Source organism: Microbacterium thalassium (assembly GCF_014208045.1).
GTDB lineage: Bacteria > Actinomycetota > Actinomycetes > Actinomycetales > Microbacteriaceae > Microbacterium > Microbacterium thalassium.
Genome location: NZ_JACHML010000001.1, coordinates 3,647,772 through 3,674,441 on the forward strand (window position 1 = coordinate 3,647,772; position 26,670 = coordinate 3,674,441).

28 protein-coding genes and 1 tRNA gene are annotated in these 26,670 nt (G+C 70.1%); 18 read left to right on the forward strand and 11 right to left on the reverse strand.

Annotated features, from left to right (window positions below):
• Nucleotides 1–238: 238 nt before the first annotated feature.
• A complete protein-coding gene (locus HD594_RS16875) occupies nucleotides 239–2,059 on the reverse strand; it encodes a DUF2207 domain-containing protein (RefSeq protein WP_184752292.1) in 1,821 nt (606 codons plus the stop codon).
• A 97-nt stretch (nucleotides 2,060–2,156) separates the two neighbouring features.
• Between HD594_RS16875 and HD594_RS16880 the strand changes: the two genes are divergently transcribed.
• Complete coding sequence (locus tag HD594_RS16880) at nucleotides 2,157–2,591, forward strand: MarR family winged helix-turn-helix transcriptional regulator (protein WP_184752294.1); 435 nt, start codon at nucleotides 2,157–2,159, stop codon at nucleotides 2,589–2,591.
• Nucleotides 2,592–2,609: 18 nt separating this feature from the next.
• Here the strand turns inward: HD594_RS16880 and HD594_RS16885 are convergent, their stop codons facing one another.
• The 6 genes from HD594_RS16885 to HD594_RS16910 all read right to left on the reverse strand — a co-directional run bounded on the left by HD594_RS16885 (nucleotide 2,610) and on the right by HD594_RS16910 (nucleotide 7,734).
• The gene (locus HD594_RS16885) at nucleotides 2,610–3,158 is read right to left on the reverse strand and encodes a hypothetical protein (protein ID WP_184752296.1); all 549 of its coding nucleotides are present in this window, start codon (nucleotides 3,156–3,158) and stop codon (nucleotides 2,610–2,612) included.
• A gap of 48 nt (nucleotides 3,159–3,206) precedes the next feature.
• On the reverse strand, nucleotides 3,207–3,782 hold the full coding sequence (locus tag HD594_RS16890; protein ID WP_184752298.1) for a hypothetical protein: 576 nt from the start codon (nucleotides 3,780–3,782) through the stop codon (nucleotides 3,207–3,209).
• Between the two features lie 145 nt (nucleotides 3,783–3,927).
• The gene (locus HD594_RS16895) at nucleotides 3,928–4,383 is read right to left on the reverse strand and encodes an Hsp20/alpha crystallin family protein (RefSeq protein WP_184752300.1); all 456 of its coding nucleotides are present in this window, start codon (nucleotides 4,381–4,383) and stop codon (nucleotides 3,928–3,930) included.
• 208 nt (nucleotides 4,384–4,591) lie between these two features.
• Nucleotides 4,592–4,951 (reverse strand): VOC family protein, encoded by a 360-nt coding sequence (locus HD594_RS16900; RefSeq protein ID WP_184752302.1) that lies wholly within the window; start codon nucleotides 4,949–4,951, stop codon nucleotides 4,592–4,594.
• An 18-nt stretch (nucleotides 4,952–4,969) separates the two neighbouring features.
• Nucleotides 4,970–6,133, reverse strand: coding sequence for an acyl-CoA dehydrogenase family protein (locus HD594_RS16905; RefSeq protein WP_184752998.1), 1,164 nt, complete (start codon nucleotides 6,131–6,133; stop codon nucleotides 4,970–4,972).
• 11 nt (nucleotides 6,134–6,144) lie between these two features.
• The gene (locus HD594_RS16910; protein WP_184752304.1) at nucleotides 6,145–7,734 is read right to left on the reverse strand and encodes an acyl-CoA synthetase; all 1,590 of its coding nucleotides are present in this window, start codon (nucleotides 7,732–7,734) and stop codon (nucleotides 6,145–6,147) included.
• A gap of 79 nt (nucleotides 7,735–7,813) precedes the next feature.
• Here HD594_RS16910 and HD594_RS16915 point away from each other — a divergent pair, with 79 nt between their 5' ends.
• The 10 genes from HD594_RS16915 (at nucleotide 7,814) to HD594_RS16960 (ending at nucleotide 17,879) form a co-directional block, all read left to right on the forward strand.
• Nucleotides 7,814–8,281: a MarR family winged helix-turn-helix transcriptional regulator gene (locus HD594_RS16915; protein ID WP_271171127.1), complete on the forward strand. Its 468-nt coding sequence runs from the start codon at nucleotides 7,814–7,816 to the stop codon at nucleotides 8,279–8,281.
• 276 nt (nucleotides 8,282–8,557) lie between these two features.
• On the forward strand, nucleotides 8,558–9,316 hold the full coding sequence (locus HD594_RS16920; protein ID WP_221446656.1) for an ABC transporter ATP-binding protein: 759 nt from the start codon (nucleotides 8,558–8,560) through the stop codon (nucleotides 9,314–9,316).
• Nucleotides 9,313–10,143: an ABC transporter ATP-binding protein gene (locus tag HD594_RS16925; RefSeq protein WP_184752310.1), complete on the forward strand. Its 831-nt coding sequence runs from the start codon at nucleotides 9,313–9,315 to the stop codon at nucleotides 10,141–10,143. Before HD594_RS16920 ends, HD594_RS16925 begins: the two co-directional genes overlap by 4 nt.
• A complete protein-coding gene (locus tag HD594_RS16930; RefSeq protein WP_184752312.1) occupies nucleotides 10,140–11,027 on the forward strand; it encodes a branched-chain amino acid ABC transporter permease in 888 nt (295 codons plus the stop codon). Before HD594_RS16925 ends, HD594_RS16930 begins: the two co-directional genes overlap by 4 nt.
• A 37-nt stretch (nucleotides 11,028–11,064) precedes the next feature.
• The gene (locus tag HD594_RS16935) at nucleotides 11,065–12,189 is read left to right on the forward strand and encodes a branched-chain amino acid ABC transporter permease (RefSeq protein ID WP_184752314.1); all 1,125 of its coding nucleotides are present in this window, start codon (nucleotides 11,065–11,067) and stop codon (nucleotides 12,187–12,189) included.
• A 5-nt stretch (nucleotides 12,190–12,194) separates the two neighbouring features.
• Entirely contained in the window at nucleotides 12,195–13,457 is a 1,263-nt protein-coding gene (locus tag HD594_RS16940) for an ABC transporter substrate-binding protein (RefSeq protein WP_184752316.1), read from the forward strand.
• 102 nt (nucleotides 13,458–13,559) lie between these two features.
• A complete protein-coding gene (locus tag HD594_RS16945) occupies nucleotides 13,560–14,483 on the forward strand; it encodes an SDR family oxidoreductase (protein WP_184753000.1) in 924 nt (307 codons plus the stop codon).
• A gap of 2 nt (nucleotides 14,484–14,485) precedes the next feature.
• Entirely contained in the window at nucleotides 14,486–15,364 is an 879-nt protein-coding gene (locus HD594_RS16950) for an amidohydrolase family protein (protein ID WP_271171126.1), read from the forward strand.
• Between the two features lie 27 nt (nucleotides 15,365–15,391).
• Nucleotides 15,392–15,847, forward strand: a complete 456-nt coding sequence (locus HD594_RS16955) for a MaoC family dehydratase (RefSeq protein WP_184752318.1) — start codon at nucleotides 15,392–15,394, stop codon at nucleotides 15,845–15,847.
• A 127-nt stretch (nucleotides 15,848–15,974) separates the two neighbouring features.
• On the forward strand, nucleotides 15,975–17,879 hold the full coding sequence (locus HD594_RS16960) for an alpha-amylase family protein (RefSeq protein WP_184752320.1): 1,905 nt from the start codon (nucleotides 15,975–15,977) through the stop codon (nucleotides 17,877–17,879).
• 65 nt (nucleotides 17,880–17,944) lie between these two features.
• Here HD594_RS16960 and HD594_RS16965 read toward each other — a convergent pair.
• Together HD594_RS16965 and HD594_RS16970 are read right to left on the reverse strand one after the other, a co-directional pair.
• Nucleotides 17,945–18,017, reverse strand: a tRNA-Arg gene (locus HD594_RS16965).
• A gap of 84 nt (nucleotides 18,018–18,101) precedes the next feature.
• Nucleotides 18,102–18,731 (reverse strand): asparagine synthase, encoded by a 630-nt coding sequence (locus HD594_RS16970; protein WP_184752322.1) that lies wholly within the window; start codon nucleotides 18,729–18,731, stop codon nucleotides 18,102–18,104.
• Nucleotides 18,732–18,829: 98 nt separating this feature from the next.
• Here HD594_RS16970 and HD594_RS16975 point away from each other — a divergent pair, with 98 nt between their 5' ends.
• Nucleotides 18,830–19,675, forward strand: coding sequence for an SDR family NAD(P)-dependent oxidoreductase (locus HD594_RS16975; RefSeq protein WP_271171125.1), 846 nt, complete (start codon nucleotides 18,830–18,832; stop codon nucleotides 19,673–19,675).
• Between the two features lie 110 nt (nucleotides 19,676–19,785).
• Nucleotides 19,786–19,983, forward strand: a complete 198-nt coding sequence (locus HD594_RS16980; RefSeq protein WP_184752326.1) for a hypothetical protein — start codon at nucleotides 19,786–19,788, stop codon at nucleotides 19,981–19,983.
• Between the two features lie 85 nt (nucleotides 19,984–20,068).
• On the opposite strand, the gene HD594_RS16985 is transcribed toward HD594_RS16980, so the two are convergent.
• A complete protein-coding gene (locus HD594_RS16985; protein WP_184752328.1) occupies nucleotides 20,069–21,010 on the reverse strand; it encodes an aldose 1-epimerase family protein in 942 nt (313 codons plus the stop codon).
• 153 nt (nucleotides 21,011–21,163) lie between these two features.
• Between HD594_RS16985 and HD594_RS16990 the strand changes: the two genes are divergently transcribed.
• The 5 genes from HD594_RS16990 to HD594_RS17010 all read left to right on the forward strand — a co-directional run bounded on the left by HD594_RS16990 (nucleotide 21,164) and on the right by HD594_RS17010 (nucleotide 25,579).
• Nucleotides 21,164–21,481 (forward strand): hypothetical protein, encoded by a 318-nt coding sequence (locus tag HD594_RS16990; protein ID WP_184752330.1) that lies wholly within the window; start codon nucleotides 21,164–21,166, stop codon nucleotides 21,479–21,481.
• Between the two features lie 139 nt (nucleotides 21,482–21,620).
• A complete protein-coding gene (locus HD594_RS16995) occupies nucleotides 21,621–22,607 on the forward strand; it encodes an alpha/beta hydrolase (RefSeq protein WP_184752332.1) in 987 nt (328 codons plus the stop codon).
• Nucleotides 22,608–22,762: 155 nt separating this feature from the next.
• The gene (locus HD594_RS17000) at nucleotides 22,763–24,016 is read left to right on the forward strand and encodes an MFS transporter (protein WP_184752334.1); all 1,254 of its coding nucleotides are present in this window, start codon (nucleotides 22,763–22,765) and stop codon (nucleotides 24,014–24,016) included.
• Between the two features lie 70 nt (nucleotides 24,017–24,086).
• On the forward strand, nucleotides 24,087–24,932 hold the full coding sequence (locus tag HD594_RS17005; protein ID WP_184752336.1) for an NAD-dependent epimerase/dehydratase family protein: 846 nt from the start codon (nucleotides 24,087–24,089) through the stop codon (nucleotides 24,930–24,932).
• 5 nt (nucleotides 24,933–24,937) lie between these two features.
• Nucleotides 24,938–25,579, forward strand: coding sequence for a DnaJ family domain-containing protein (locus HD594_RS17010; RefSeq protein ID WP_184752338.1), 642 nt, complete (start codon nucleotides 24,938–24,940; stop codon nucleotides 25,577–25,579).
• A gap of 10 nt (nucleotides 25,580–25,589) precedes the next feature.
• On the opposite strand, the gene HD594_RS17015 is transcribed toward HD594_RS17010, so the two are convergent.
• Nucleotides 25,590–26,621: an alcohol dehydrogenase catalytic domain-containing protein gene (locus HD594_RS17015; protein WP_184752340.1), complete on the reverse strand. Its 1,032-nt coding sequence runs from the start codon at nucleotides 26,619–26,621 to the stop codon at nucleotides 25,590–25,592.
• Nucleotides 26,622–26,670: the final 49 nt, after the last annotated feature.

The window sequence follows — 26,670 nt, forward strand, 5'->3', positions numbered from 1 at the left end:
CGAAACGGGCCGACACCGGGCCGTTGTCTGACCGCTTCCTATGAGCCGCAAAAGAATCACAGAAAGATAACGACAAACCCTTGCCGCCGTTATCTATCCGTTATAGAGTGCTTGCACGGTAGTTGTTTTGCTGTGGCAGCTACCGGCATGTGATTGCAGGACACTCTTGGTGCAAGGGACAAGGGCCGGTCGGGAGCCTCTCCGACCGGCCCTTACTCTTGCCCGCGCGCAGCCGGGCTCAGACCCCGCCGCCGCCTCCGCCGCCGCCTCCTCCTCCGGCCGAGCCGCCGCCGCCCGAACCGCCCGACGTCGAGGCCGACGATGACGTGCTCGCCGACAGGCTCGAGATGCCGCGCGAGAACGCGTAGGCGTTGAAGGCGCTGCGCCCCGCGTACCAGCTCGGGCCGTTGTTCGGGCCGTACAGCACCGCCAGCTGCTCGGACCACTGCTTCTCCTGCCCGAACACGACCGCGTACGGCAGCAGCGCCTCGTAGATCTTCAGCATCTGCCGCGGATCGTCGACGTCGACCGGCACCCGCTCGGCGCCCTTCGGGGACTGCAACATGCGGATGCGGTCGGCCTCGGCCCATTCGATGAAGACCTTCAGGCCCGCGAGGTGGTCGCGCGTCTCGGCGCCCTTCGCCGTCAGCGGCTGACGCGACACGAGGGTGATGACCACGAGCACGGAGATCGCCGCGCCCACGATGACGGCGAAGGGGACGAGCCCGCTCATGCCGTTCTCCATGCCGATGAAGCCGAAGAACGCCACGAGCGCACCGGTCGCGATCATCCCGAGGATCGGCCACGCCCGTGCGCCGGCCGGAACCCTGCGACGCAGCCCGCGGCGCTTGAGCTCCTTGGTGGCCGCGGCGAGGATCCGCTGGGCCGCCGACGACAGGCGCTTGTCGCTCTTGCCGAACTCGAACACCTCACCCGGCCGCCCGTAGGGGAACAGCGCCGACAGCAGCATCCGCCCGTCGCCGTCCGCCCGCGACGGGTCGATGAGCTCGGCGCTCAGGCGAGCGCTGCCGAACCAGCGAGGCGGGCCTTCGATGATGCGGATGCTGCCGACCACGGCCTGCTCGAGCACTTCGGCGGGGATCGCCTTGCTGGTCTTGCCGAGCATCACGGCGCTCTCGAGCGCGTCGATCACCGCCGGCGGCGTGTACTCGGCGATGATCGTCGGCCGACCGGGCTCGTCGCGCAGGAACCGGCGGCGCACCCAGATCGTCATCGCGAGCACGGCGACCACGCCCGCCGCGGCGATCGCCTGGAGCCACCCCCACACCGAGGCGAAGTACGACGTGTCGAACGGCGTGAACGTGCCGGCCTCGAACGCGACGGCGATCGTCAGGGTCTGGTACGGGCCGACGTCCGACACGGACGCGCGGATGGTGGTGGAACCGTCCTCGGCGGCATCAGCCGTGATGTCGCACGTGTCCGTCGAGCCGGTGTAGCCGGCGTAGCAGGCCCGGTCGCCGGTGAGCGCCGCCGCGAGGTCGGGCGGCACCACGAGCGCGACCGAGACACGGCCGAACGGCTGGCGCCATTCCTCGCCGTTGACGTCCCAGTAGAACTCGTCGACGCCGGTGTCGGAGAAGAACCGGGTGACGTTCTGGAGCGTGTACGTGAAGACGTACGTCTGCGTCCCGAGCACGTAGTCGTCGGCGCGCGAGGTCATCGAGTAGTAGCCGTCGGAGCTGTCGACCTCGGACGCCCGGGGGTTGCCCTCGCCGTCGGTGATCGACACGAGATGCGGGAACAGCGGGATGCCCAGGTACGAGTCGGGGATGCTGCGGCGCATGCCGCGGTTCTGGTCGAAATCGGGGAACTGCGCCACGAACGTCTCGACGACGGTGAGGGTGCTCGCGCCGTCCTCCGCCCGGCCGAGGGTGTACTCCACGTCCATGCTCGCGAACGTGAAGTCGTCCACCCCGGCGGTGACGATGGCGTTCGGCACCGACTCGGGGGCCGGCGCGGCAACAGCCGGCGCGGTACCGGCGAAGATCGACCCGGCCGCGACGGCGATCACGATCAGGATGCGGGCCGGTCCCGGCATCCGCTTCCCCGCCGACAAGCCCGCACGACGTGCATTCCCCACCAAGCTCCCCATGGCAAGAGCCTATGACCCGCCGGTTCGCTCTACTCTGGTGGACATGACCGACCGCCGCCTCGCCATCGACGCGTGGGAGAGCCTGTTCCGCGCCCAGCACGAGGTGTTCGCCGAGATCAGCGCCGACTTCGACGGAGCGGAGCTGTCGCAGGGCGAATACGACGTGCTGCTGACGGTGACGCGCGCCGACGAGATGACCGCGAAGCTGCGCGATGTCACCGCGCGGATGCTGATCAGCCAGCCGAGCGTGTCGCGCCTGGTCGACCGCATGGTGGCGCGGGGCCTGCTCACCAAGTGCGCCGACCCGGGCGACGGTCGGGGCTCCCTCGTCACGGCGACCGAGGAAGGCGCTGTCGCGTTCCGCAAGGTGGCGTCGCAGCACGGCCGCTCGATCGCGGCGCGCATGTCCAAGCTCAGCGACGGCGAGCTGTCGCAGCTGCACACCCTCACGGCGAAGCTGCGCGACGACGGGGACTGAGCCGGTCCGGACGGCGGGTCAGCCGCCGATCGGGGTGAGCTGGACGACGGTCCACACGACCACGAGCGCGACCGCCGCGAGCGCGGCCACGGCGAAGACCGTCGCGACCGCCCGGGACGCCGCGACGGCCGGCAGGAGGAACGCCGCGAGCAGGCCGGTCAGCGCCGCCGGGAGGATCAGCGCGAGCAGGGCGAAGGTGGCGCCGGCACCGACGTGGCCGCTGCCCAGTGCGATGAAGACGCCCGGAATGACCGCGGCGGCCGCGCCGACGACGGTGAACACGGCGGCGGCCCTGCGCGGGTACCGCGCCGATGCTGCGAGCGGCCGCGCAAGGATCAGCGCGACGGCCGGGACTCCGATCACGGCCGTCACGACCGACACGATCGCCGTCGCGACCATGGTCCCGGCGAGCACGGTCGGATGCTCGACCTCGTCCGCGGCCATCGCGGTCCAGGCCAGCGAGCCGAGCCACAGGCCGAGCGCCCCGAAGACGGTGTAGAGCGGGATGCCCACCGTCGCAGCCGTCCACCCCGATGCGGTCCTGGCCGCCACCGCCTGCTCGCTCATCGCGTCCTCCTCGGTCGCCGGGTGCCTGCTCATCATGCCCTATGGAGCTCAGCCGACGGCGCAGGCGAGCAGCGTCCAGCGGTCCAGGGGCGCGAACGCCAGCACCGCCCACAGGCCGACGACGACGACGGCGAACCACTTCGCGGCGACGAACAGGCGGATGAGCACGCTCGAGTGCTCGACCCGGCCGACGAGCGCGCCCCCCACCGCTCCCGTGAGGGCGGCCGGGAGCACGAGGCCGAGCATCGTCGCGGCGATCCCGGCAGCCGGGTGGAGGCATCCGATCACGATGAGGATGCTGGGGACGAGCGCGCCCGCGGCGCCCAGCGCGGCACCGAGCGCGACGCGGCGCACCGGCGTCGTCCCGATGCGGGGGAACACGCTCCGCGACAGCGACGACACGCCCGCGATGCCGACCACGGCGGCGACGGCACTGGCCGCCCCGATCGCGGCGGTCGGCCCGCCGAGGACCGACGGTGCCAGCACGTCGTCGCACACGACGCGGTTCCACAGGGCGGTCGCCGCCCACAGGCCGATTCCGCCGAACACCGTGTACAGCGGGATCCCGATCGTCGTCGCCAGGCGTGCACGTGCGCCGGCGTGCGCGAGAACGTCGGCGTTCACCGCTTCCTCCCCAGAACTCGTCGGCGCGGAGCGGCATCGATGCCGCATCCGTCCCATGCTCCCACGCGCCGGATGGCGCGCCCCTCACGCGAAGGGGCGCGCCATCCGGTTGCGCTGCGAGCAGCCTCTCACGGCGTCGGTGCGATCACTGGTCGACAGGCTGCGGCCCCTCGGTCGACTCGTGAGCCTTGATCACCGGCGCACCCTCTTCGGTGGACACCTCGATCTTGCGCGGCTTGGCCTTCTCGCTGACCGGGATCGTGACGCTCAGCACGCCGTTGCTGTAGGTCGCGGCGATGCGGTCGGTGTCGATGCCCTGGCCGAGGTTCAGCTGGCGGATGAAGCTCGCCGCCTCGCGCTCGCGGGTGATCCACTTGACTCCCTCGCCCGTGGTGAGCGTGCGCTCGGCCCGGATCGTCAGCAGCTGACCGTCGACGTCGATGTCGACCGAACCGGGGTCGATGCCCGGAAGGTCGGCGGTGAGGACGTAGTGGTCACCGTCGCGGTACAGGTCCATCGGCATGCGGCGCGGGCCGCGGCGGGCGTCGAAGAGTCCCGAAGCCAGTCGGTCGAGGTCGCGGAACGGGTCATAGGTTGCCATGGTCGTCTCCTTCTGTCGGTTGTTTCGGACTCTGGTCTGAAAGTTGAGCCCTCTCGACTCAACTAGAGAGAGATTAGCACTCTCCATCCCCGAGTGCTAATGACTTTCGTCCTCTCTTCGCGCACGGCGAACACCCGACGCCGACAGACGTGCGCCGGTCTCCGGCGCCGCCCGGACGGCGGCGCACCCGCAGCCTTGTCGCCGGCGCTCAGGGGCGCTGGAACGCGATCAGGCCGATCGTGTTTCCCTCGGAGTCGCGGATGAACGCCTGCCACTCGTCGTACCCCACGGGGCCGAGCGCGTCGTCGTCGTGGTGGAAGATCACGTGCGGAGGCGAGACGACCTCGGCGCCGACGCGCTCGAGCGCCTCGTGCACATTGTCGACCTGCAGGTACACGAGGGTCGACGGGGCATTGCGGTCGAGCAGGAGGCGCGTGCCCGCGAGGTCGAAGAACAGCAGCCCGGCCTCGTCGAAGCGGGCGATGGATCGCATCCCGATGAGCCGGGCGTAGAAGTCCTCCGCGCGGTCGAGATCAATCGCCCGCTGGGCGACCTGGACGAGTCTCACGCCGCCAGTCTCGCACCGTCACACGAAAGCCTGCATGCCGGTGATGGCGCGCCCGAGGATCAGGGTGTTCACCTCGCGGGTGCCCTCGAAGGAGTACTGGGCCTCCGCATCGGCGAAATGACGGATGACGTCGTAGTCGATGACGATGCCGTTGCCGCCGAGGATCTCGCGACACCAGGCCACCGCCTCGCGCGTCCGGGACGTGGCGTACAGCTTCGCCATCGCCGAGTGCTCGTCCGAGGAGACGCCGCGGTCGTTCAGGGCCGCGACGCGGACGACCATCGCCAGTGACGCGGTGATGTTGCCGAGGGACTTCACGAGCAGGTCCTGGACGAGCTGGAACGACGCGATCGGCTTGCCGAACTGCGTTCGCGCCCGCGCGTAGGCGAGAGCGTGCTCGTACGCGCCGATGGCGTTCCCGACAGCCGACCAGGCGACGTCGAGACGGGTGGCCTGCAGCACCCTGTTCGTGTCCGCGAAGCTGTTCGCCTCGGCGAGGTGCCAGGAGTCGGGGACGCGCACGTCGGTCAGCGTGATGTGCGCGTTCTGCACGATGCGCAGGCTGTATTTACCCTCGATCTTGTCGGCCCGATAGCCGGGCGTGCTCGTCGGCACGATGAAGCCCTTGACCTGGTCGTCGGCTTCGTCGCGGGCCCATACGACGACGACATCGCCCCACGTGGCGTTGCCGATCCAGCGCTTCTCGCCGTTGAGCACCCAGTGGTCGCCGTCCCGGCGCGCCGTGGTCCGCAGGCCGCGCGCGACATCCGACCCGGACTCCGGCTCGGTGAGCGCGAACGAGCCGATGACCTCCCCGGTCGCCATCCTCGGAAGCCACTCGGCCTGCTGCTCGACCGAGCCGCACAGCGCGATCGAACCGCTCGCCAGCCCGGTGTGCACGCCCGCGAACGTCGCCAGCGAGGAGTCGACCCGCGCCAGTTCGAGCGTCACGAACCCGCGGAACACGGCCGAGTTCTCGAAGGCCGCGTGGTCTCCGCCGAAGGAGTAGACGCCGAGCTCGGCCAGCGGCCCGATGATCTCGGCCGGGAACTCCGCCCGCTCCCACAGGCCGTTCACCTGCGGGCGGACCTCCGATTCCAGGTACGCGCGCAGCGCGAGCAGAGTCTGCCGCTCCGGCTCGGTGAGGTCGTCCTCGAATCCGAGCAGGTCCGCCGCGAGCATGCCGCCCGCGGTCACGAGAGCGCCCCGACCGCGTGGGCGTCGCGCAGCAGATGCTTCTGCACCTTTCCCGTCGCCGTGCGTGGAAGCTCAGCGACGAACTCGAAGAGCTTCGGGATCTTGTAGCGCGCGAGTCCGTCTGCCAATGCGGCCCGCATGCCGTCCGCGTCGAGGGCGGCGCCGGCCTCGAGCACGATCAGCGCCTTGCCGACTTCACCCCAACGCTCGTCGGGAACCCCGATGACGGCGGCTTCCACCACGCCCGGAACGTCCAGCAGCGCGCTCTCCACCTCGGACGGGTACACGTTCTCCCCTCCCGAGATGAACATGTCCTTCGACCGGTCCTTGAGGAAGTGGAAGCCGTGCTCGTCCTTCTCCGCGACGTCACCGGACTTGTACCACTCGCCGTCGAACGATTCGGCCGTCGCCCGCGGGTTGTCCCAGTACCCGAGCATGATGTTCAAGCCCCGCACGTAGATCTCGCCGGACTCGCCGACCGCGGCGTCGTGCCCGTCGGCGGCGACCACTCGCACGTCCGTGAAGAAGTGCTGTTTGCCGGCCGACCCCTCCTTGCGGATGGCTTCGGCAGGCGACAGCAGCGTCACCGCCGGCGCCGCCTCGGTGAACCCGTATCCCTGCTGCAGCTCGACGCCCTTGCTGTTCCACTGTCGCAGGACCCGACTCGGCACGGGGGCGCCGCCCACGATGAGGGTCCTCAGGTCCGGGAACGCCATCACCTCGAAGCCGTCGACGCCTGCCATCGCATCGAGCATGGCGGGCACCGCGAACATGGAGTTCACGTGCAGTTCCCGCAGTGTGCCCACGACCGCCACGGGGTCGAAGTGGCGTTGGATGAGGATGTGCCCGCCCTTCAGGAACATCGGCAGCACGAGCGCGTTCAATCCGGCGATGTGGAACAGCGGCGCGACGGCGAGCGACACGTCGCCGGTGCGGAGGTCGGTGGAGATGAGCATGTTCAGACCGCTGTAGGTCATGTTGGCGTGGCTGAGCACGGCGCCCTTGGGGCGGCCGGTCGTGCCGGACGTGTACATGATCAGACACGGGTCGTCGAGCCCGACTGCCGCCGGCGTCGACTCCTCCGAACCCGCTGCGAGCAGCGCCTCGTACTCGCGCGCCCACGTCTCGTCGTCACCGGCGTCGTAGTCGACCGAGACCATCTGCACGCCGAACGCCTCCTGCTCGAGCATTCGCGCGATGGCTCGCTGCTCCGCCCCGAACAGCAGCATCCGCGCTCCGGAGTCGTTGAGGATGTACCCCACTTCACCGTGCGAAAGGCGCGCGTTCACGAGCACCGCTATGGCGCCGATGCGTCCGAGCGCGAACAGCGTCTCGAGCAGTGCGGGGTGGTTGAACCCCATGTACGCGACGCGGTCGCCGTGGCGGACCCCGAGGTCGGCGAGTGCGCCGGCGAGCTTGCGCACCCGCCGATCGACCTCGGCATACGAGGTCGACTCTCCTTCAAAGGTCCACGCCGGCAGGTCCGGCGCAAGCAGAACCCGCCGCTCCGCCCACGTGCCGAGCCCGTAGTTCGTGGGAGGAATCTGAGAGTGAGGGGCGCCGAAAGCTCCGGTCGACGTTGACATGGGGACATTCGAACAGAGACCGTTGACCTTGTCAATGATTTATCCTTACCAGCGCATGCGATATGGTGTTCACCATTGCGTGACAGAAGGGCACACGGTGAAGGAGAACGCGAAGGAGCGGCTCAAGAGCGCCACCCTCTACGAGGACATGGGCTTCCTCCTCACACGCTCCCGCGCCGTGTGGGTCGCGCGCGACCGAGCCTTCTTCGCCGAGTTCGGCCTCAACGGCCGCCTGTACGCGGTGCTGTCCCTGGCGGCCTCGGGAGAGAATCCGACGCAGCGCGAACTCGCCGACTTCCTGCGCCTGGACGCGAGTCAGATCGTCGCGCTGATCGACGACCTCGAACAGCGCGGCTACGTCGAACGACGCAGCTCGCCCACGGACCGCCGAACGAACATCATCGTCGCGACCGACGCCGGCAGGCAGGTGCACGGCGAAGCCCGCGCAGCAGCTCGCGACGGCGAGCAGAGCATGGGGCCGAGCCTGAACGCCGAAGACCGGGCGACGCTGCTCGCCCTGCTTCAGCGCGTCGCCTTCGAGGAGTGATCGGCGAGCCCGTCCGGGCTCGGCCGTCGTGAGCTTCTCCCCCCCCCCGCGGGCGGACATCCGCCCCGGAGTTCCCGCCTGCCCGCCTACGCGACGAGGCGCGAACAGTCAACATGATTCCAGTCAGCGGGATTTGATTGACATCTTCAATGATGTCGGTTACGTTCATGGTGTCGCCAGATCGTTGACACATTCAACGTTCGGCGGCAGGAGCCCGATACGAGGTTCACAACGACGTGGATGGGATTGGCAGTGCTTGAGTTCCAGCATCTATCGGTGCGATACGGCGCCGGAGTCGAGGCCCTTCGGGACGCGACGCTGAGCCTCGCCGAGGGGCGTGTGACGGCGATCATCGGCGGAAACGGCGCCGGCAAGAGCACGATGCTGCGCGCCGCGAGCGGTCTCCTGGGCTTCCACGGGGGGACGATCACCGACGGCGACGTCCTGCTCGGGGGAGACCCCATCAGCAAGCTCAGCGCCGCGAAGATCGTGGAGCTCGGCGTGGTGCACGTACCGGAGGGTCGCCGGGTCTTCGGCGATCTCACCGTCATCGACAACCTGCGCGCGGGGGCTGCGACCGTCAAGAGCGGGCGCAAGCGCGATCAGAAGCTCGCCGAGGTGCTGGAGCTGTTCCCGATCCTCGCCGAGCGCCGGAACCAGCGCGCCGGCCTGCTCTCGGGCGGCCAGCAGCAGATGCTCGCGATCAGCCGGGGGATGATGAGCTCTCCGAAGGTCATCCTGCTCGATGAGCCGACGCTCGGCCTCGCTCCCCAGACGGTCGAGCAGGTCGCCTCGGTCATCACACAGATCAATGCGCTCGGAATCACCGTGGGGGTCGTGGAGCAGAACGCCGCCATGGCCCTGCGGATCTCCGACTACGGCTACGTCATCGAGCAGGGTCACGTCGTGCTCGAAGACGAGGCCGCGCCCCTGCGCGACTCCCCCGACGTGCAGAAGCTCTTCCTCGGCGGCGATGCCGTCGAAACGGAGTCCGAAGCCCACGAATACAAGACACTCTCGAGGTGGTCGGCATGAGCCCCCGCACCCTCAAGGTCCAGAACGTCTCGCTCTCGTTCGGCGGCATCAAGGCCCTCTCCGGCCTGTCGTTCACCGTGCAGCCGGGAACGATCCACGCGGTCATCGGCCCGAACGGGGCCGGCAAGTCGTCGTGCTTCAACGTCATCTCCGGCGTCTACAAGGCCGACGTCGGATCGGTGACGCTCGGCGACGTCGAGCTGCTCGGGATGAAGCCGCACGTGATCGCCGGGCAGGGGATCGGACGGGCCTTCCAGAACATCGCCCTCGCCCCGCACGAGACGGTCCTCGACAATCTCATGGTCGCGCGCTATCGGCTGACCAAGGCGGGGATGCTCTCGACGGGCCTCGGACTTCCCGGTGCGCGGCGCGAGGCACGCATCCATCGGGATCGCGTGCTCGAGATCGCCGACTTCGTCGGGCTGAACGACGTGCTGACCACGGATGCGGGACTGCTCTCGTACGGCTGGCGCAAGAAGGTCGAGCTGGCTCGAGCACTCGCGACCGAACCCGAGATCCTCATGCTCGACGAGCCGGTGGCCGGCATGCCTTCGGGCGAGAAGATGGAGATCGCCGGACTCATCGGGGCGATCCGCGACGCTCTGGGCATCTCGGTGATGCTCGTCGAGCACGACATGCCGATGGTCATGAGCATCGCCGACCGCGTCACGGTGCTGGACTTCGGGCGTCAGATCGCCGACGGCACCCCCGACGAGGTCCAGAACGACCCCCACGTGATCGAGGCGTACCTGGGCACCACGACGGTGGGCGAACAGACCTCGGCGATTGCGACGCGCGTCGTGCGCGGAAAGAAGGGCAAGCGATGAACGTGCTGCAGGTGTTCCTCACCGGCCTCTCGCTCAGCGCGATCTACGCGCTCCTGGCGGTCGGGTTCGTCGTCATCTACAAGGGCACCAAGGTCGTGAACCTGGCGCAGGGCGCGGTCATGATGATCGGCGTCTACGTCGTGTTCAAGCTCAACACCGGCCTCGACTTCTGGATCGTCGCGCTGATCGGCATCGCCGTGGGAGCCGCGGCAGCGGTCATCATCCAGCTGATCCTTTCCCTGTCGAAGTCGCACGATCACCTCGTCGCGACGATCATCACGATCGCCATCGACATGATCGTCACCGCGATCCTCCTGGTCGAGATGCGCGACCTGATGCTCTACATCCCCGGACCGTGGGCCGACGCGGTGATCCAGATCGGCGGCGCCGCCATGCCGGTCGCGCGAGTCGCGGCGTTCGCGACCGCGATCCTGGCCATCGGCGCGTTCTTCGTCGTCTTCCGCTACACGACCTTCGGCGTCCGGATGCGGGCGGCCGCGAGCGACCCCGAGACGGCGGCCCTGATGGGTGTCAGCGGACGAAGCGTCGCGCTGTGGTCGTGGGGGATCGGCGGCGGGCTCGCCGTGATCGCCGGCATCTTCCTCGCCGGGTTCCCGGGGGCGGGCCTTCCTGCTTTCGGAAGCGCGCTCGCGTTCGCCGTCATCCCGGCGATCATCATCGGCGGCATGGACTCGGCGGAGGGCGCCATCATCGGTGCTCTCATCGTCGGGTTCACCGAGTCGGTGTCGCGGTATCTCGTCGCCGCCTACGCACCCTGGATGGGCGAGCAGATCGCCATCGTCGTGCCGTACGTGATCATGCTGATCGTTCTGCTGGTCAGACCGAGCGGCCTCTTCGGATCGAGGGAGATCAGTCGTGTCTAAGTCATCAGCCCCTGAGCGCGGGGTGGACAAGAAGCGGATGTGGACCCGTTACATCCTGCTTCCGGTGGTCGCCATCGTGCTGCTGTCCATTCCGTTCTTCCAGCCCCGTGACGTGCAGACGGCGCTCACCAGCGCGGTGGCCTTCGCGATCGCCGCCATCGGACTCACGATCCTCGTCGGCGTCGGCGGGCAGCTCAGCCTCGCCCACGGTGTCTTCGTCGCGGTCGGAGCCTACGGCTACATCGTGCTCGCCGGCGAGCCGGGTGTGGAGGATCGCTGGGGGCTCGGTCTGCCCCCGGTGCTCGCCGCGATCGGCGGCGTCGCCCTCGCCGCGCTGCTGGGCTTGATCTTCAGCCCGGTCGCCGCGCGACTCAAGGGGCTCTACCTCGGTATGGCCTCCCTGGCCCTGATCTTCATCTCGGAGTACGTCTTCACCTACGTCACCCCGCTCACCGGCGGGCTCCAGGGCCGCTCGGTCCAGCAGTTCGACCTCTTCGGCATCCCGCTGTCGGGATCGACGCCGAAGCTCGAGATCCTCGGCGCGAACATCGACGGCATCGCCCGCCTGTGGTTCATCGCCGTGATCGCCCTCTTCCTGGCGGTCTGGATCGGTCTGCGCATCGTGCGCGGCCGCCCCGGTCAGGCGCTCCAGCTCGTCCGAGACAACCCCACCGCCGCGGCGGCGATCGGGGTGAACGTGCAGCACGCCAAGGCGGAGGCGTTCGTCGTCTCGTCGGCCTACGCCGGTGTCGGCGGGGTGTTCGTGGCCCTGTACTCCCAGGTGCTCACTCCCGAGACCTTCAACATCGTCTTCTCGATCAACTTCCTCGCGATGATCATCATCGGCGGTCTCGGGTCGATCGGCGGCGCCGTGTTCGGCGGGGCGTTCGTCGCCCTGCTCGCCTTCACGATGAACAAGCTCGGCGGCACCCCGCTCCTGCCGTTCATCGACCAGACCGGCCTCAACGGGATCCCGGGCGGGACGTTCTCGACCATCGTCTTCGGCGTCATCGTCGTCCTCATCCTCGTGTTCGAGCCCACGGGCGGCGCCGGCATCGTCCGCCGCATCCGGTCTCGTCGCGCCAAGCCTTCCCCAGTGGCACCGCCACAGCAATCACACGACACGGACAGTCGGGGAGCTGTCCCCGAAAAAACGAGGTAACACGCATGAACAAGCGCATCATCGCAGGCGTGGCAGCCGCAGCAGCAGCGTCGCTGCTCCTGGCTGGCTGCTCGTCGGACAACGGCGGCGGCGACAATGGCGGCGGCGGCGACGGCGTCGCGACCGACTACGGCGTCACCGACACCACCATCACCCTCGGCGTCCTGACCGACGTCTCCAACATCTACACCGCGACCGCCGTTCCCATGGTCTCGGGCACGCAGATCTACGCCGACGAGGTGAACGCGGCCGGCGGCCTGTGCGGCCGGGATCTGGAGATCGACGTCCAGGACCACGGCTCGGACAGCGCGACCGCGACCCAGCTCTTCCAGGGAATGCAGGATGAGGTCCTGGGCTTCGGCATGATCCTCGGCTCCCCGCAGCAGGACGCGCTGAAGGACTTCATCGCGAACGCCGAGATCACCGCCGTGGTCGCCGGGTGGTCGACGACGGCCCTCGAGAACCCGTACTACGTGCTCGCAGGCACCACGTACCCGACCGAGGTCATCAACGGACTCAGCTGGCTCGAGGAGCAGGGGATGATCGCCCCGGGCGACACCATCGGCTACATCAACGTCCCCGGTCCGTTCGGCGGCGACGCGCGCGCCGGCGGTGAGTACTTCGCCGACGAGAACGGCTACACCCTGACGGGCGTCGAGATCACCGGCAAGGAGACCGACCTCGCCGCGCAGGTCGACCAGCTGAAGGCCGCCGGAGTCACCGCCGTCTTCATGTCGACCGGCCCGGGCAGCTACAACCAGGCCGCGACCGCCATGAAGGCGGCCGGGCTGGACGTTCCGCTCATGACCAACACGCCCGGCTACGCTCCGTTCCAGATCGCCCCCGGCGCGCCCGCAGGCGACTTCATCCTGGAGAACGGCTACGTCACGACCAGCATGATGCCCTTCGGCAACCCCGACAGCGCGAAGGCCGTCGAGGTCGCCGCGGCGTTCGACGCGGACTACGCGGCCGACAACAACAACGCGGACGCCAACGTCAACTTCGGCTATGGCGCGATGGCGATCTTCGGTGCAGCCATCGAGGCCGCGTGCGACGCGGGCGACCTGACCCGCGCGGGCATCCAGGCGGCGCTCGCCACGCTGACCTCGGTCGACACGGGCGTGCTCGTGCCGCTGGACTACAGCGACCCGGAGAAGACCCCGTCGATGGAGACCTACATCCTCCGTCCGTCCGACACGGAGGCCGGCTCCTCGGTGCTCGAGGCGACCTTCGGCCCCTCGGCCACCGCTGAGGCGTTCAACGAGTGATCCACAGGCGCGGGGGCGCCGGCTGCGACCGGCGCCCCCGCGCCCTCTTCCACCCTTCCTGATCCACCGCTCCCCCAGATTCCTCAGAGGAGAATGATGTCCATTTCACTGGCTTCGAAGGTCGCCATCGTCACCGGCAGCGGCAGCGGGCTGGGCGCCGCGTACGCGAAGGCCCTCGCCGCAGCCGGCGCCGCCGTCGTGATCAACGACGTGTCGGCCGACGCCGCGCAGTCCACTGTCGAGGAGATCCTGGCCGCCGGCGGGAAGGCGACCGCCGTCGTCGCTCCGGTCGGCACGAGCGATGCGGCCAAGCAGCTCGTCGATGCCGCCGTGAGTGAATTCGGCGGCCTCGACATCGTGGTCACCAACGCCGGCATTCTGCGCGACAAGTCGCTGCTGAAGATGACCGACGACGACTTCGACGCGGTCATCGCCGTCCACCTGCGGGGGACGTTCACCGTCGTCCGCGAGGCCTTCGCCTACTTCAAGGAGAACGGCAAGCCGGGCCGCATCATCACCATCGGCTCGCCGACCGGTCAGCGCGGGAACTTCGGGCAGACCAACTATGCCGCCGCCAAGGCCGGCATCGTCGGCATGGTCCGCACCTGGGCGATGGAGATGAAGCGGGCGGGTGTCACCGTCAACGCCGTCATCCCCGTCGCCGCGACCGCGATGACGCGCACCATGCCCTTCTTCGCCTCCGCCATCGAGGCGATGGACGCCGGACGCCCGATGCACGACTACTTCCGCAAGGAGCTCGGATTCGGTCTGCCCGATGACGTCTCCGGCCTGATCGTCTACCTCTCCTCCGATGAGGCGGCGGGAATCAGCGGCCAGGCGATCGGCGTCGGCGGCGACCGCCTGCAGGTGTGGTCGCACCCCGAGCCCGTCGCCAGCTACTTCCACGACGGCGGCTGGTCGGCCGACGAGATCGACGCCGAACTCGGCGGCACCCTCGTCGAGAACCTCCAGTCGATCGGCGAGACGTTCCCGCCCATGCCCGACGAGCTCGCGCCGAAGGCCTAGTCGTGTATCGCCCCGAGATCGACCTCGACAAGCTCGTCGCGCTCGATATCCATGTGCACATCGAGTCCGGTGAGAACGGCGAGAACTCCCTCCCCGAAGACCTCGTCGCCGCCGCGGCGAAGTACTTCAAGACGTCGGATGTCGGGACCGATCTCGCCTCGGTCGCGCAGCACTTCCGCGAGCGTGACATGGCCGCAGTCGTGTTCACCGTCGACGCGTCGACCGCGCTCGGGCACACCCCGATCTCGTCGAAGCGCATCGCGGAGCAGGCGTCCGATCACGCCGACGCGCTGATCCCGTTCGGCTCGGTCGACCCGCTGAAGGGCACGGCCGCGATCGACGAGGCCATCGAGCTCGTCGAGGACTACGGCGTGCGCGGGTTCAAGCTCCACCCGACCGTGCAGGGCTTCGACCCGTCGGACGAGTCGGTCCGTCCCCTGTGGGAGGCCATCGACAAGCTCGGCGTACCCGTCATCATCCACACCGGCCAGACGGGCATCGGCGCCGGCACCCCCGGCGGCCGCGGCCTCAAGCTCGGCTACTCGAACCCGATCCTGCTCGATGCGGTGTACGCGGACTTCCCGTCGCTGCAGATCATCATGGCCCACCCGTCGGCGCCGTGGGTCGATGAGCAGATCTCGGTCGCCACGCACAAGGCCAACGCGTGGATCGACCTGTCGGGGTGGAGCCCGAAGTACTTCCCGCCGCAGATCGTCCGCGCGGCGAACTCGTACCTCCAGGACAAGGTGATGTTCGGCTCGGACTTCCCGATGATCATGCCCGATCGCTGGATGACCGACTTCGATCAGCTGGACATCAAGGAGACGGTCCGGCCGAAGATCCTCAAGGACAACGCGATCCGCCTCCTCGGGCTGTCGTAGGCCAACAAGAACAGGAAACAGAACACCATGGCAAATGTCACCGTCACCGTCGCCGAGCTGCCCTCGCTCGAAGGCAAGGACCTCGGCTCGTCGAGCTGGCTGGAGGTCTCGCAGGAGCGCATCAACACCTTCGCCGACGCGACCGACGATCACCAGTACATCCACGTCGACCCGGTCCGCGCGAAGGACTCGCCCTTCGGCACGACCATCGCGCACGGGTTCCTGACCCTGTCGCTGTTCATCCCGATGTGGACCGAGATCCTCGAGGTCTCGGACGCATCGACGCTGGTCAACTACGGCCTCGACAAGGTCCGGTTCACCTCGCCCGTTCCCGCCGGGTCGAAGATCCGTCTGAACGCCACCCTCACGACGGTCACCGAGGTCAAGGGCGGCTACCAGCTGCACGTCGCCGCAACCGTCGAGATCGAGGGCCAGGAGCGCCCGGCCGTCGTCATCGAGAGCATCTCGAGGGTCTACGCCTGACCCGCCGGGCGGGGCGCTCTCGCGAAGGCGACGAACGTCCCGCCCGATCCGCCGCAGCGGGCGGCCTCGGTGCCCTGCCCTCGCCTCGCCCGCGACCGCGCGCTAGCATCGCGACGGGGGGCGATCGATGACGATGCTCGACACGGATGCCGCGGCCGACGCCGCCCGCATCCTCGCAGACCTCGAAGCCGCGCACGGGGTGGACGCCGACCTGCGCCGCCGCGTCGAGGCGCACCTCCCCCGGCTCCACGGGCTCTTCCGGAGCCTCTACGGCGACCGCCCGGACGCTCTCGAACAGCTCGCCGCCGTCGTCGCCGAAGCGGCGGCATCGTGGCGTTCCCGCCCGATCGAGCTGCGGGCGCGTGATCGGCAGCGCGAGGAGGAGCCGGACTGGTTCGAGTCGGAGCGGATGCTGGGCGGCGTCTGCTACGTCGACCGCTACGCCGGAACGCTCGCCGGCATCCGCGAGCAGATCCCGTACTTCCGCGAACTGGGCCTGACCTACCTGCACCTGATGCCGCTGTTCGAATGCCCCAAGGGAAACAGCGACGGCGGCTACGCCGTCTCGAGCTACCGCAGCGTGGATCCGGCGCTCGGCTCGATGGAGGACCTCACCGCGCTCGCCGCCGAGCTGCGCGTGGCCGGCATCTCGCTGGTCGTGGACTTCATCTTCAACCACACGAGCGACGAGCACGAATGGGCGCGCAAGGCGATCGCCGGCGAGCCGGGGTACGAGGACTTCTATCTGATCTTCCCCGACCGCACGATGCCCGACGAGTACGAGAAGACCACGCGCGAGATCTTCCCCGACGATCACCCGGGGTCGTTCGTCCAGCTCCCGGACGGACGGTGGATCTGGGCGACCTTCCACTCGTTCCAGTGGGATCTGAACTACGCGAATCCGGCCGTGTTCCGGGCGATGGCCGGCGAGATGCTGTTCCTGGCGAACCAGGGCGTCGAGATCCTCCGCATGGACGCCGTCGCGTTCATCTGGAAGCGCCTGGGCACACCGTGCGAGTCACTCCCCGAGGCCCACCTCCTGCTGCAGGCGTTCAACGCCGTGCTGCGCATCGGGGCACCGTCGGTGCTGTTCAAGTCGGAGGCGATCGTCCACCCCGACGAGGTGATCCAGTACGTCTCTCCGGACGAGTGCCAGCTGTCGTACAACCCGCTGCAGATGGCGCTCACCTGGGAGAGCCTGGCCACCCGCGACACCGGCCTGCTGCAGCAGGCGCTCGACACGCGCCATGCGCTGCCCGAGGGCACGGCATGGGTGAACTACGTCCGCAGCCACGACGACATCGGCTGGACGTTCTCGGACGAGGACGCCGCCGACCTCGGCATCGACGGCTTCGCGCACCGCCGCTTCCTCAACGCGTTCTACGTCAAGGGCCTGCAGGGCTCCTTCGCGCGCGGAGTGGCGTTCCAGGAGAATCTGAAGACCGGCGATGCGCGGGTGACGGGCACGACCGCCTCGCTCGCGGGTGTCGAGGCGGGCGACCGCGGCGGCGAGGACCGCGTCGTCCTGGCCCACGCGATCGCGCTGTCGACGGGCGGCATCCCGCTGCTGTACCTCGGCGACGAGGTCGGCCAGCTCAACGATCACGGCTATCTCGACGATCCGTCCGAAGCCGGCGACAGCCGATGGGTCAATCGGCCGCGGCGGCCGACGGCCCTGTACGACCAGCGACACGACGGCTCGACGGTGGCGGGGCGCCTGTACGCGCGGCTGACGACGCTGATCACGACGAGGAAGGCGACGCCGGAGTTCGGCGGCAACGCCCTCATCCCCTTCCACGTGCCGCACGCATCCGTCATCGGCTATCAGCGCCCGGCCGCGGGCGAGCCGCTGAAGCGGGTGCTCGTCCTCGCCAACGTCGGCGACGAGCCCGCGATCGTCCACGCGGACACGCTCTCGGGCTTCGAGCGGCACGCCGCGGATGCGATCACGGGCGCGGACATCGACCTCGACGACGGCATCCTGCTCGGCGCCCACAAGTTCGCGTGGGTGCGGGTCTCGGCGCTGTGGTGAAGCGCCCCCGGAAAAGCAGAACGGCCCGCGATCGCGGGCCGTTCGTTTACTGTCTCAACACAGTGCGCGCCTCGAGGGACTCGAACCCCCAACCTTCTGATCCGTAGTCAGATGCTCTATCCATTGAGCTAGAGGCGCCCGTGCGCTCTCATGCGCACAAGAGACCAGAATAGCCCATGCCGGCGATCTTCGCGAATCGAGGGCGGCCGCCGCGTGTGCCGCTCAGGAGTCGAGTTCGCTCAGGTCGATCCCCCCCGCGCGGCGTGCCGGTGCGGCATCCGTCACCCCTGCCCGCGCGGCACGGGCCGGGCTCTGCGTCTGCCGCTTGTGGGCCGCGAGCTTGGGCAGATCGACGAGCCGGAGCGACTGCATGCGCGCCGATCGCATCCGCTCGTAGTCGGGGTCGAGATCCGGCCGCATCGCCTCGACCTTCAGCCGCCGCTGGAGGTTCGCCTCGACGTCGCCCCACGCGGACTCGCGCGCCTGCTCGATGAGGACGCGCAGCGCCTCGAGGTCGTCGGCGAGCCGGCGCAGCTCGCGGGCGACGCCGCGGTACTGACGCTGTCGCCGCCGCAGGTTGCGGGTGTCGCGGTCCCGGTAGTCGTGCGTCCCGTCGGGGTCGCTGAACTTGCCCCACGCCCGGCGGCGCTGCTTCCCCACCATCTCGGCCGCGGCGTCCTGCTCATCGGCGAGGGCGACGATCGTCTGGTGCGCCAGCCCGACGAAGGTGTCGGCGTCGAACGGCGCATCGTGAGCGATGACCTCGACCAGGATCTGGTTGCGCAGCGTCAGCCGAGCCGCCGCGGACGCGATCGAGACGCCTTCGGCGATGGCATCCGACGTCCTCCCCATGCGCGCCTCCTTCGGTCAAAGGCTACCGGCAAGGGGCACTCGCGGACTGGGTGAGAATGGTTTGGAGACCTGCAGAGAACGACGAAGGGCAGCATCCTGTGGCGAAGGCGCGACTGGACATCCACGACAAGACGACGGTGATCACCGGAGCCGCGAGCGGCATGGGAGCGGAGGTCGCCCGTCAGCTCGCGCGACGCGGCGCCCGTCTGGCGCTGATCGACCGCAACGCGGAAGGCCTCGACGCGCTCGTCGCCGGGCTCGAAGGGCGCGACCACACGACCCACGTCGTCGACCTCACCGACGACGCCGCCGTCGCGTCGGCCGCCGACGACATCACGGCGCGGCACCCGCACGTCCAGGCCCTCATCACGTGCGCGGGCTCGTCGATGCTCGGCGGCATCGACCAGCTGACGATGGACGAGATGCGCTGGCTGATGGACGTGAACCTGTGGGGCACCGTCAACATCACGCAGGCGCTGCTGCCCGCGATGCGACGCGAGCCGGCCGCGCACATCACGCATCTGGTGAGCATCTACGGCCTCGCCGCGCCCGCCGGTCGCATCCCGTACGCGATGAGCAAGTTCGCCGTACGCGGCTTCACCGAGGCGCTGCGGCACGAACTGGAGGACACCGGCGTGACCGTCGGCGCGGTCTACCCCGCGGGGGTCAAGACCGGCATCATCCTGCACGGGCGCTATGCCGCGGCGCTGGATCCCGCGATCGCGCAGCGTGCGGCGGCCGCCCAGGCGGCGATGTACCACACCGAGCCCGTCGACGCCGCTCGCCGGATCGTCGAGGCCACCGTGCGCCGCCGCCCGCGGGTCATGATCGGGCGCGAGGCGCGCCTGGTCGACGTTCTCTCGCGCATCACGCCGACCCGCTACTGGGTTGCCATGCGGCGCCCGCTGCGCGAGGCGATCGACACGACGACGCCCGTCGGCTGACGCGCGACGCCGGCGGACGCTAGCAACGCGACCCGTCCCGCGCAACCCCCTGGGGCGGTCATCCGGTGCGACGTAGCGTCGGAGGACCATCATTCGCGAAGGAGGACGGCATGGGATTCCTGGACGACGCCAAGAAGACGGCTGCTGCGGTCGGCGAGAAGGTCAAGGACACGTGGGACGACACGACGGACCGCATCAGCGACAAGGCCGATGAGGTCGGCGCCGAGGCCGAGGTGAAGAAGGCCGAGGCGGAGCGCGACTCGGTGAAGGCGCGCAACGACATCAAGGAGAACCTGCGCGACAGCTGACGGGTGCGCGGCCTCTCCGCCGCAGACACGGAGGGCCCCGGAGAATACTCCGGGGCCCTCTGTCGCGTCGGACGTGTCGCGGGCGTCAGCCGATCGCGGCGATGCGCCACGATGCGGACGTCGTCTCACCCGGCTCGATCACGATGAGCCCGGCGTCGTAGTCGTACTCCGGTGCGTTGAACGCATCGGGCGCGCACGTCATGGGCTCGACGGCGAGGCCCAGACGCGACTGGGCGGGATCCGGCTTGTCGGCGGTGTGCACCTGGACCCACGGGCACGCGGCATCCCACGACATCTCGACACCGGCGCCGGTGTCATCGGTCACCCGGACCGTCGCGATGCCGTCCGCATCGCGCTGGAGGCCGGTGTAGGCGTGGTCGATCTCGGCGGAGCCGATGCGGCGCGCGGCGCGGAAGTCGAAGCGCTCGGGGTCCTCGGCGTCGACGGCGCGCAGCCCGATCGGGATGAGGCGCTCGTCGGTGACGGCGAGGACCTCGGATGCCGGCAGCTCGAGCGTCCAGGCGTCGACGAGTCCGTCGCCCGCGACGAGGTACGGGTGCGGCCCGGTGCCCCACGGCGCGGGCGCGGGGGACGTGTTGGTCGCGGTGACCGTCTGCGTGAGCCCGTCGGCGGTGAGCGAGAAGGTCGTCTCGATGTCGATCCGCCAGGGGTAGGCCGTCTGCGCCGGGATCGTCGCGGCGAGCGTCACGTGGCTCGGGCCCTTGTCGATCGCCTCGTAGTCGAGCCACACGGCCAGTCCGTGGAGGGCGTGGTGGCGCGCCGGCTCGGTGAGGGCGAGCTGCCGCTCGACGCCGTCGAAGGTGTACGTGCCGTCGACGACCCGGTTCGGCCACGGTGCGAGCGTCACGCCGCGATGGGAGGGCCGCACCTGATCGGCGTCGAAGGGGACGACGAGGTCGCGGCCGTCGTAGGTGAGCGTGCGCAGGGTGGCGCCGACGCTGGCGATGATCGCCTCGTAGTGCCCGGCGCGCAGGGCGTGCTGTGTGCCGGACGTCGTGAACGGCATGTCGGTCTCCTCCCGCACGGCGCCCGCGCGGGAGGCGGCGGCCGGTGCATCGTGTGTACCCAGGACGGACGCCCTGCGACCTGACAACTGTACTGACCGCACGCCGACACGACCGGTTTGACCCGTTTATACCCCCAGGGGTATCATGATCCCATGACCTTGACTGCGACCCCCACGGCGGACGCCGTGCTCGCGCGCGTGCTGGACGCCCAGCGCGCCGCGCTCGAGTCGCTGCAGTCCGCCGCGGGCGACCAGTCGCTGTGCACCCTCAGCCACGAGCGGGTCAACGCCGCCAAGTACTTCGAGGGCGCCGTGACCGCGCTCGGCGACGCCGCCCGCGCCCTCCGCGGCGGCGGGAGCGTGCCCGCTCCCGAGGAGTGGGGCGGCATCGCGCAGGTGCGCGCCGAGACCGACGCCCGGTGGCGCTCGTATCTCGTGGGCGGCCGCGACGCGCTCGCGTCCGTGCGCTGAGCCGGCGCACCGCCGCTGGAGCGCCCGGCATGCCTCCCGCTCATCCGGCGATGACACGCGTCGATCCGTGCGATCGGAGCCGGCGCCGCGATCTGTCGGCAGAATGGCAGAGCCCGTCTTCCCCTCAGCTAGGACTCCCATGACTTCCGCCGACGACTCCCCGCTGCCGATCCCCGACCCCACGCGACCCCGCGCGGGCGCGCTCGCGTGGATCTCGCGCCTGGTCGCCGTGGCCGCGCTCGGCGTGGTCGCGTGGGCCCTCGTCTCCGCGTGGGGCGGCGTCGTCAGCGGTCACCCCGCGTACCTCGTCCTGCTCGGCGTGACCGCCATCGGCGCGATCGCGACGCTGACCGTCAGCTTCGTGCGCCCGGCGCGTCCGGGCCGCTGGCGCGTCGCCGGACGCATCGCGCTGGTCGTCGCGGGAGCCGCCTGGATCGCGATCACGGCCTGGCTGCGCCCGTACGCGGCCGTGGAGCCGGCACTCGACGCCATGATCTCGGACGCCCAGGTCACGGTCGCCGAGTCCGCGACCGACATCGTCCTCACGCCCACAGCCGAGCCGGGCACGACCGGCGTGTTCTTCCAGCCCGGGGCGCTCGTCGACCCGCGGGCGTACGCCGCCGTGCTGCGTCCCCTCGTCGAGGACGGCCACACCGTCGTGATCGCCAAGCAGCCGCTCGGGATCGCCTTCTTCGCCCTCGGCGCCTTCGACGCGGCCCGGGGGGCGCACCCCGAGCTCGACGCGTGGGTCGTCGGCGGCCATTCGCTCGGCGGGACCGTCGCGGCGATCCAGGCCGACGCCGCCGACTCCGACGCGACAGCGCCCGCCACCGGCCTGATGTTCTTCGCGTCGTACCCCGCCGGCGACATCAGCACGTCGCTGACCGTCCCGGTCACCTCGATCTCGGGGTCCGAGGACGGGCTGTCGACGCCCGAGAACATCGACGCGTCGCGCGCCGATCTCCCGCCCGACACCGTGTTCACGGTCATCGAGGGTGCGTCGCACGCGCAGTTCGGCGACTACGGGCCGCAGGCGGGCGACGGCACGCCCACGATCACGAACGTGCAGGCGCGCTCGCAGATCTCGGACGCCGCCGTCGCGTTCGTCGACGCGATCTCGGGCTGACCGTCCGCCCGGGGCGCGCCCTCGCCCCCCGCGGGCATCCGCTCTCAGGACTCGTTGATCCGGGTGCGGTAACGTCGTCCTGATCTCTGTGCATCACCTGGCGCTCGGGCGCGAAGGCGGCACGGCACGCCGTCCCGACCCCCTTCCCTCACCTCATGCACAGCACCACCAGTTCTCTCACCCAGCGTCCTGCGAGCCTCATCCGCTCGGCCGGATGGTCCTATTTCCCCGTCGCCCTCGTGGCGCGTCTTCCGTTCGCGATGATGGTGGTGGGCCTGCTCACCCTCGTCGTCTCGGCGCGCGGATCGATCGCCGTCGCCGGCATGACCTCGGCGATGACGGGCCTGGGCACCGCCGTCTTCGGCCCGCTCCTGGGTGCCGCGTCCGACCGCTTCGGGCAGCGCCGCGTGCTGCTGGTCGCCGGCATCGTCAACAGCGCCCTGCTCATCGCGATCGCCTGGCTCGCCTTCGCGCCGGTCAAGGACGCCGTGCTGCTCGCGATCGCCTTTGCCATCGGCGCGAGCATGCCGCAGGTCGCGCCGCTCTCGCGCAGCCGCCTCGTCGCGATCATCGGTCGCACGTTCTCGCGCGAGCGCCGATCGCGCGTGCTCAACGGCACGATGGCGTACGAATCCGCCGCCGACGAGGTCGTGTTCGTCTTCGGCCCGGTCGTTGTGGGCCTGCTGGCGACGAGCCAGGGCCCCGCCGCCCCCGTCATCGGCGCGGCGGTCCTCGCCCTCGTGTTCGTGACCTCCTTCGCCCTGCATCCGACCGCCCGGGCGACGAGCCCGGCGACGGATGCCGACGAGTCGGCGCCCGGCCAGGCGCCCGCCGTCGAACTGCTGAGCGCCCGCGTCGTGATCCCCGTGATCGGCGCCCTCGGCATGGGACTTTTCTTCGGCTCGATGCTCACGGCGCTGACGGCGTTCATGGCCGACCGCGGCGCCGCCGAGCAGGCGGGCCTGGTGTACGGGGCGATGGGCATCGGCTCGGCCGCGCTCGCTCTGAGCGTCGCGGCGCTGCCCGATCGCTTCACCCTCTCGGCACGATGGCTGGTCTTCGGCGGCGTGCTCGTCGCGGGCGCCGCCGCGACGCCGCTCGCGTACAACATCCCCGGCATGGCCGCGTGCCTGCTGATCGTCGGGATGGGCATCGGCCCCACGCTCGTGACGCAGTACAGTCTCGCCGCCGAGGCGAGCCCGCGCGGCCGCTCGGGCACCGTCATGACGATGCTCAGCTCGGGCGTCGTCGTCGGCCAGTCGGCGGCGACCGCCCTCGTCGGCCTCGTCGCCGAGGAGGCCGGGACCGCCGCGGCGATGCTCGCGCCCGCGATCGCCGCGGGGGTCGTCCTCGCCGCCGCGGTCGCGCAGGCCGCGGTCGTGCGCCGCACCCGGGCCGCGCAGGTCTGAGCCTCTCGGCGGCCCGCCGCGCGAACCCGCCGGCCGCGCCACGGGACCCGCCGCGTGGCAGGCTGGAACCATGCGCATCGCCCTGACAGGTTCCACCGGAAAGCTCGGAGCCGTCGTGCTCCGCGAGCTGCGCGACCACGGGCACGACGTCGTCGCGTTCGACGTCGTCGGGGCCCGCGCGCCCGGCTTCGTCCAGATCGATCTGACCGACTACGGCCAGGTCGCCGACGCCCTCGCCGGTGTCGACCGCTCGGCGCCGTTCGACGCGGTCGTGCATCTGGCGGCGGTCCCGGCCCCGGGTCTGCGCACCGACGTCGCGACGTTCCACAACAACATGGCGGCGACGTTCAACGTGTTCTGGGCGGCCGTGCGGCTGGGCATCCGCCGCGTCGTGTACGCGTCGAGCGAGACGGTGCTGGGACTGCCCTTCGACGTGCCGCCGCCCTACATCCCGGTCGACGAGGAGTACGCGCCGCGTCCCGAGTCGGTGTACTCGATCGTGAAGACCCTCGAGGAGCAGCTCGCGCGCGAGCTCGTCCGGTGGCATCCCGACCTGTCGATCACGGGCCTGCGGTTCTCGAACGTCATGGTCCCCGAGGACTACGCCGAGTTCCCGTCGTTCGACGGCGACGCGCTGATGCGCAAGTGGAACCTGTGGGGCTACATCGACGCGCGCGACGGCGCGCAGGCGATCGAGAAGGCGCTCGAGAACGCGCCGGCCGGGTTCGAGCCGTACATCATCGCCGCCGCCGACACCGTCATGTCGCGGCCCAACGGCGAGCTGATCGCCGAGGTCTTCCCCGACACGCCCGTCACGCGCGAGGTCTCGGCGCACGAGACGCTGCTGGGCATCGACAAGGCCCGGCGCCTGCTCGGCTACGACCCGCAGCACTCCTGGCGCGATCACGTGGAGTGACACGGATGTCCGAGGATCCTCGCGTCGCCGCGGCCCGCTACCGGGTCGAACGGCTCGAGGCCGAGGCTGCGCGGACGACCGCGGCCTCCGATCCGGAGGACACCGCCGCGGCCGCACGCGACGCGGATGCCACCGCACCGGAGTCCGCCGACGCCCCGGTACCGGACCCCGCGCGACAGCCCACCGCCACCGACCGCGCCGCCTACGTCGAGGTCGCGGTCCAGCAGGCGATCCGCCGCGGCGAGTTCGAGGATCTGCCGGGCTCGGGCAAGCCCATCCCCCACCTCGGCGACCACCACGACCCGGACTGGTGGATCCGCCGCAAGATCGAGTCCGAGCAGCTGACCGGGCTCGGCCCGCCCGCCCTCACGCTGCGCGTGGAGTCCGCGCACCTGGACGAGCGGCTCGACGAGCTCTCACGCGAGGAGGACGTCCGCGAAGCGCTGGAGGACTTCAACCGGCGGGTGCGTGTCGCGCGCATGCAGCTGCTGGGCGGGCCACCGGTCGTCACCCCGCTGCGCGAGGTCGACGACGAGGTCGTCGCCTGGCGTGAGCGACGCGACGCCGCCCGCCGCGAAGCATCCGAACCGGAACAGCCCGCCCCACGCCGGCGGCGCGGCCGGCGCGCACGACGCGAGGACGAGTGACCGCCCGGCGTCAGGGCCGGACGAGAACCTTCAGGGCCTCGCGCGAGTCCATGCGCCGGTAGCCGTCGGCGATGTCCTCGAGCGCGACCTCGGCGTCGAACACCCGCCCCGGGTCGACCGTGCCGTCGAGCACCCACGGCAGCAGCTCGTCGATGTAGGCGCGCACCGGCGCGATGCCGCCGGTGATGGTGATGTTCCGCGTGAACTGCCCGCGCCCGATCGGCCCGTCGGAGTACTGCGGAACGCCGACGCGGCTGATGACGCCGCCCGGGCGCACGATGCCCAGTGCCTGCTCATAGGCGTCGAGATAGCCGACCGCCTCGAGCACGGCGTGCACGCCGTCGCCGCCGGTGAGCTCCTTCACGCGCTCGATGCCCTCCTCGCCGCGTTCGGCCACGACCTCGGTCGCGCCGAATGCGACGCCGAGATCCGTACGCACGGCGTGCCGGCCCATCAGGATGATGCGCTCGGCGCCCAGCTGCGCGGCCGACAGCACCGCCATGAGACCCACGGCCCCGTCCCCGACGACCGCGACGGTCTGACCCTTGCCCACGCGCGCCGTGTATGCCGCGTGGTACCCGGTGCCGTACACGTCCGACAGCGTCAGCATCGACGGCGTCAGCGACTCGTCGATGCCGCCCGGCACATGGACGAGCGTCGCGTCGGCGAAGGGCACGCGGACGAGCTCGCCCTGCCCGCCCCCGGTGGCGGCGTCCCAGCCGCCGCCGTGCCGGCACGAGGTCTGCAGGCCCTCCTGGCAGAAGTCGCATGTCCCGTCGGACCAGACGAACGGGGCGATGACGTGGTGGCCGGGCCGCAGCGACGCGACATCGTCGCCGACGGCCTCGACGACGCCGACGAACTCGTGGCCCATGGGCCGGCCGTCGGGAAGCGGCTTCATCTTGCGGTACGGATGCAGGTCGCTGCCGCACACGCACGCCGCCGTCACGCGCACGAGCGCATCGGTGGGCAGCTGGATGCTCGGATCCGGTGCGTCGACCACCCGCACGTCCCCGGCGCCGAACATGTACGCCGCTCTCATCGGCACTCCTTCACGGATCGGATGCCGCGGAACGCCCGCGACCGGCGGC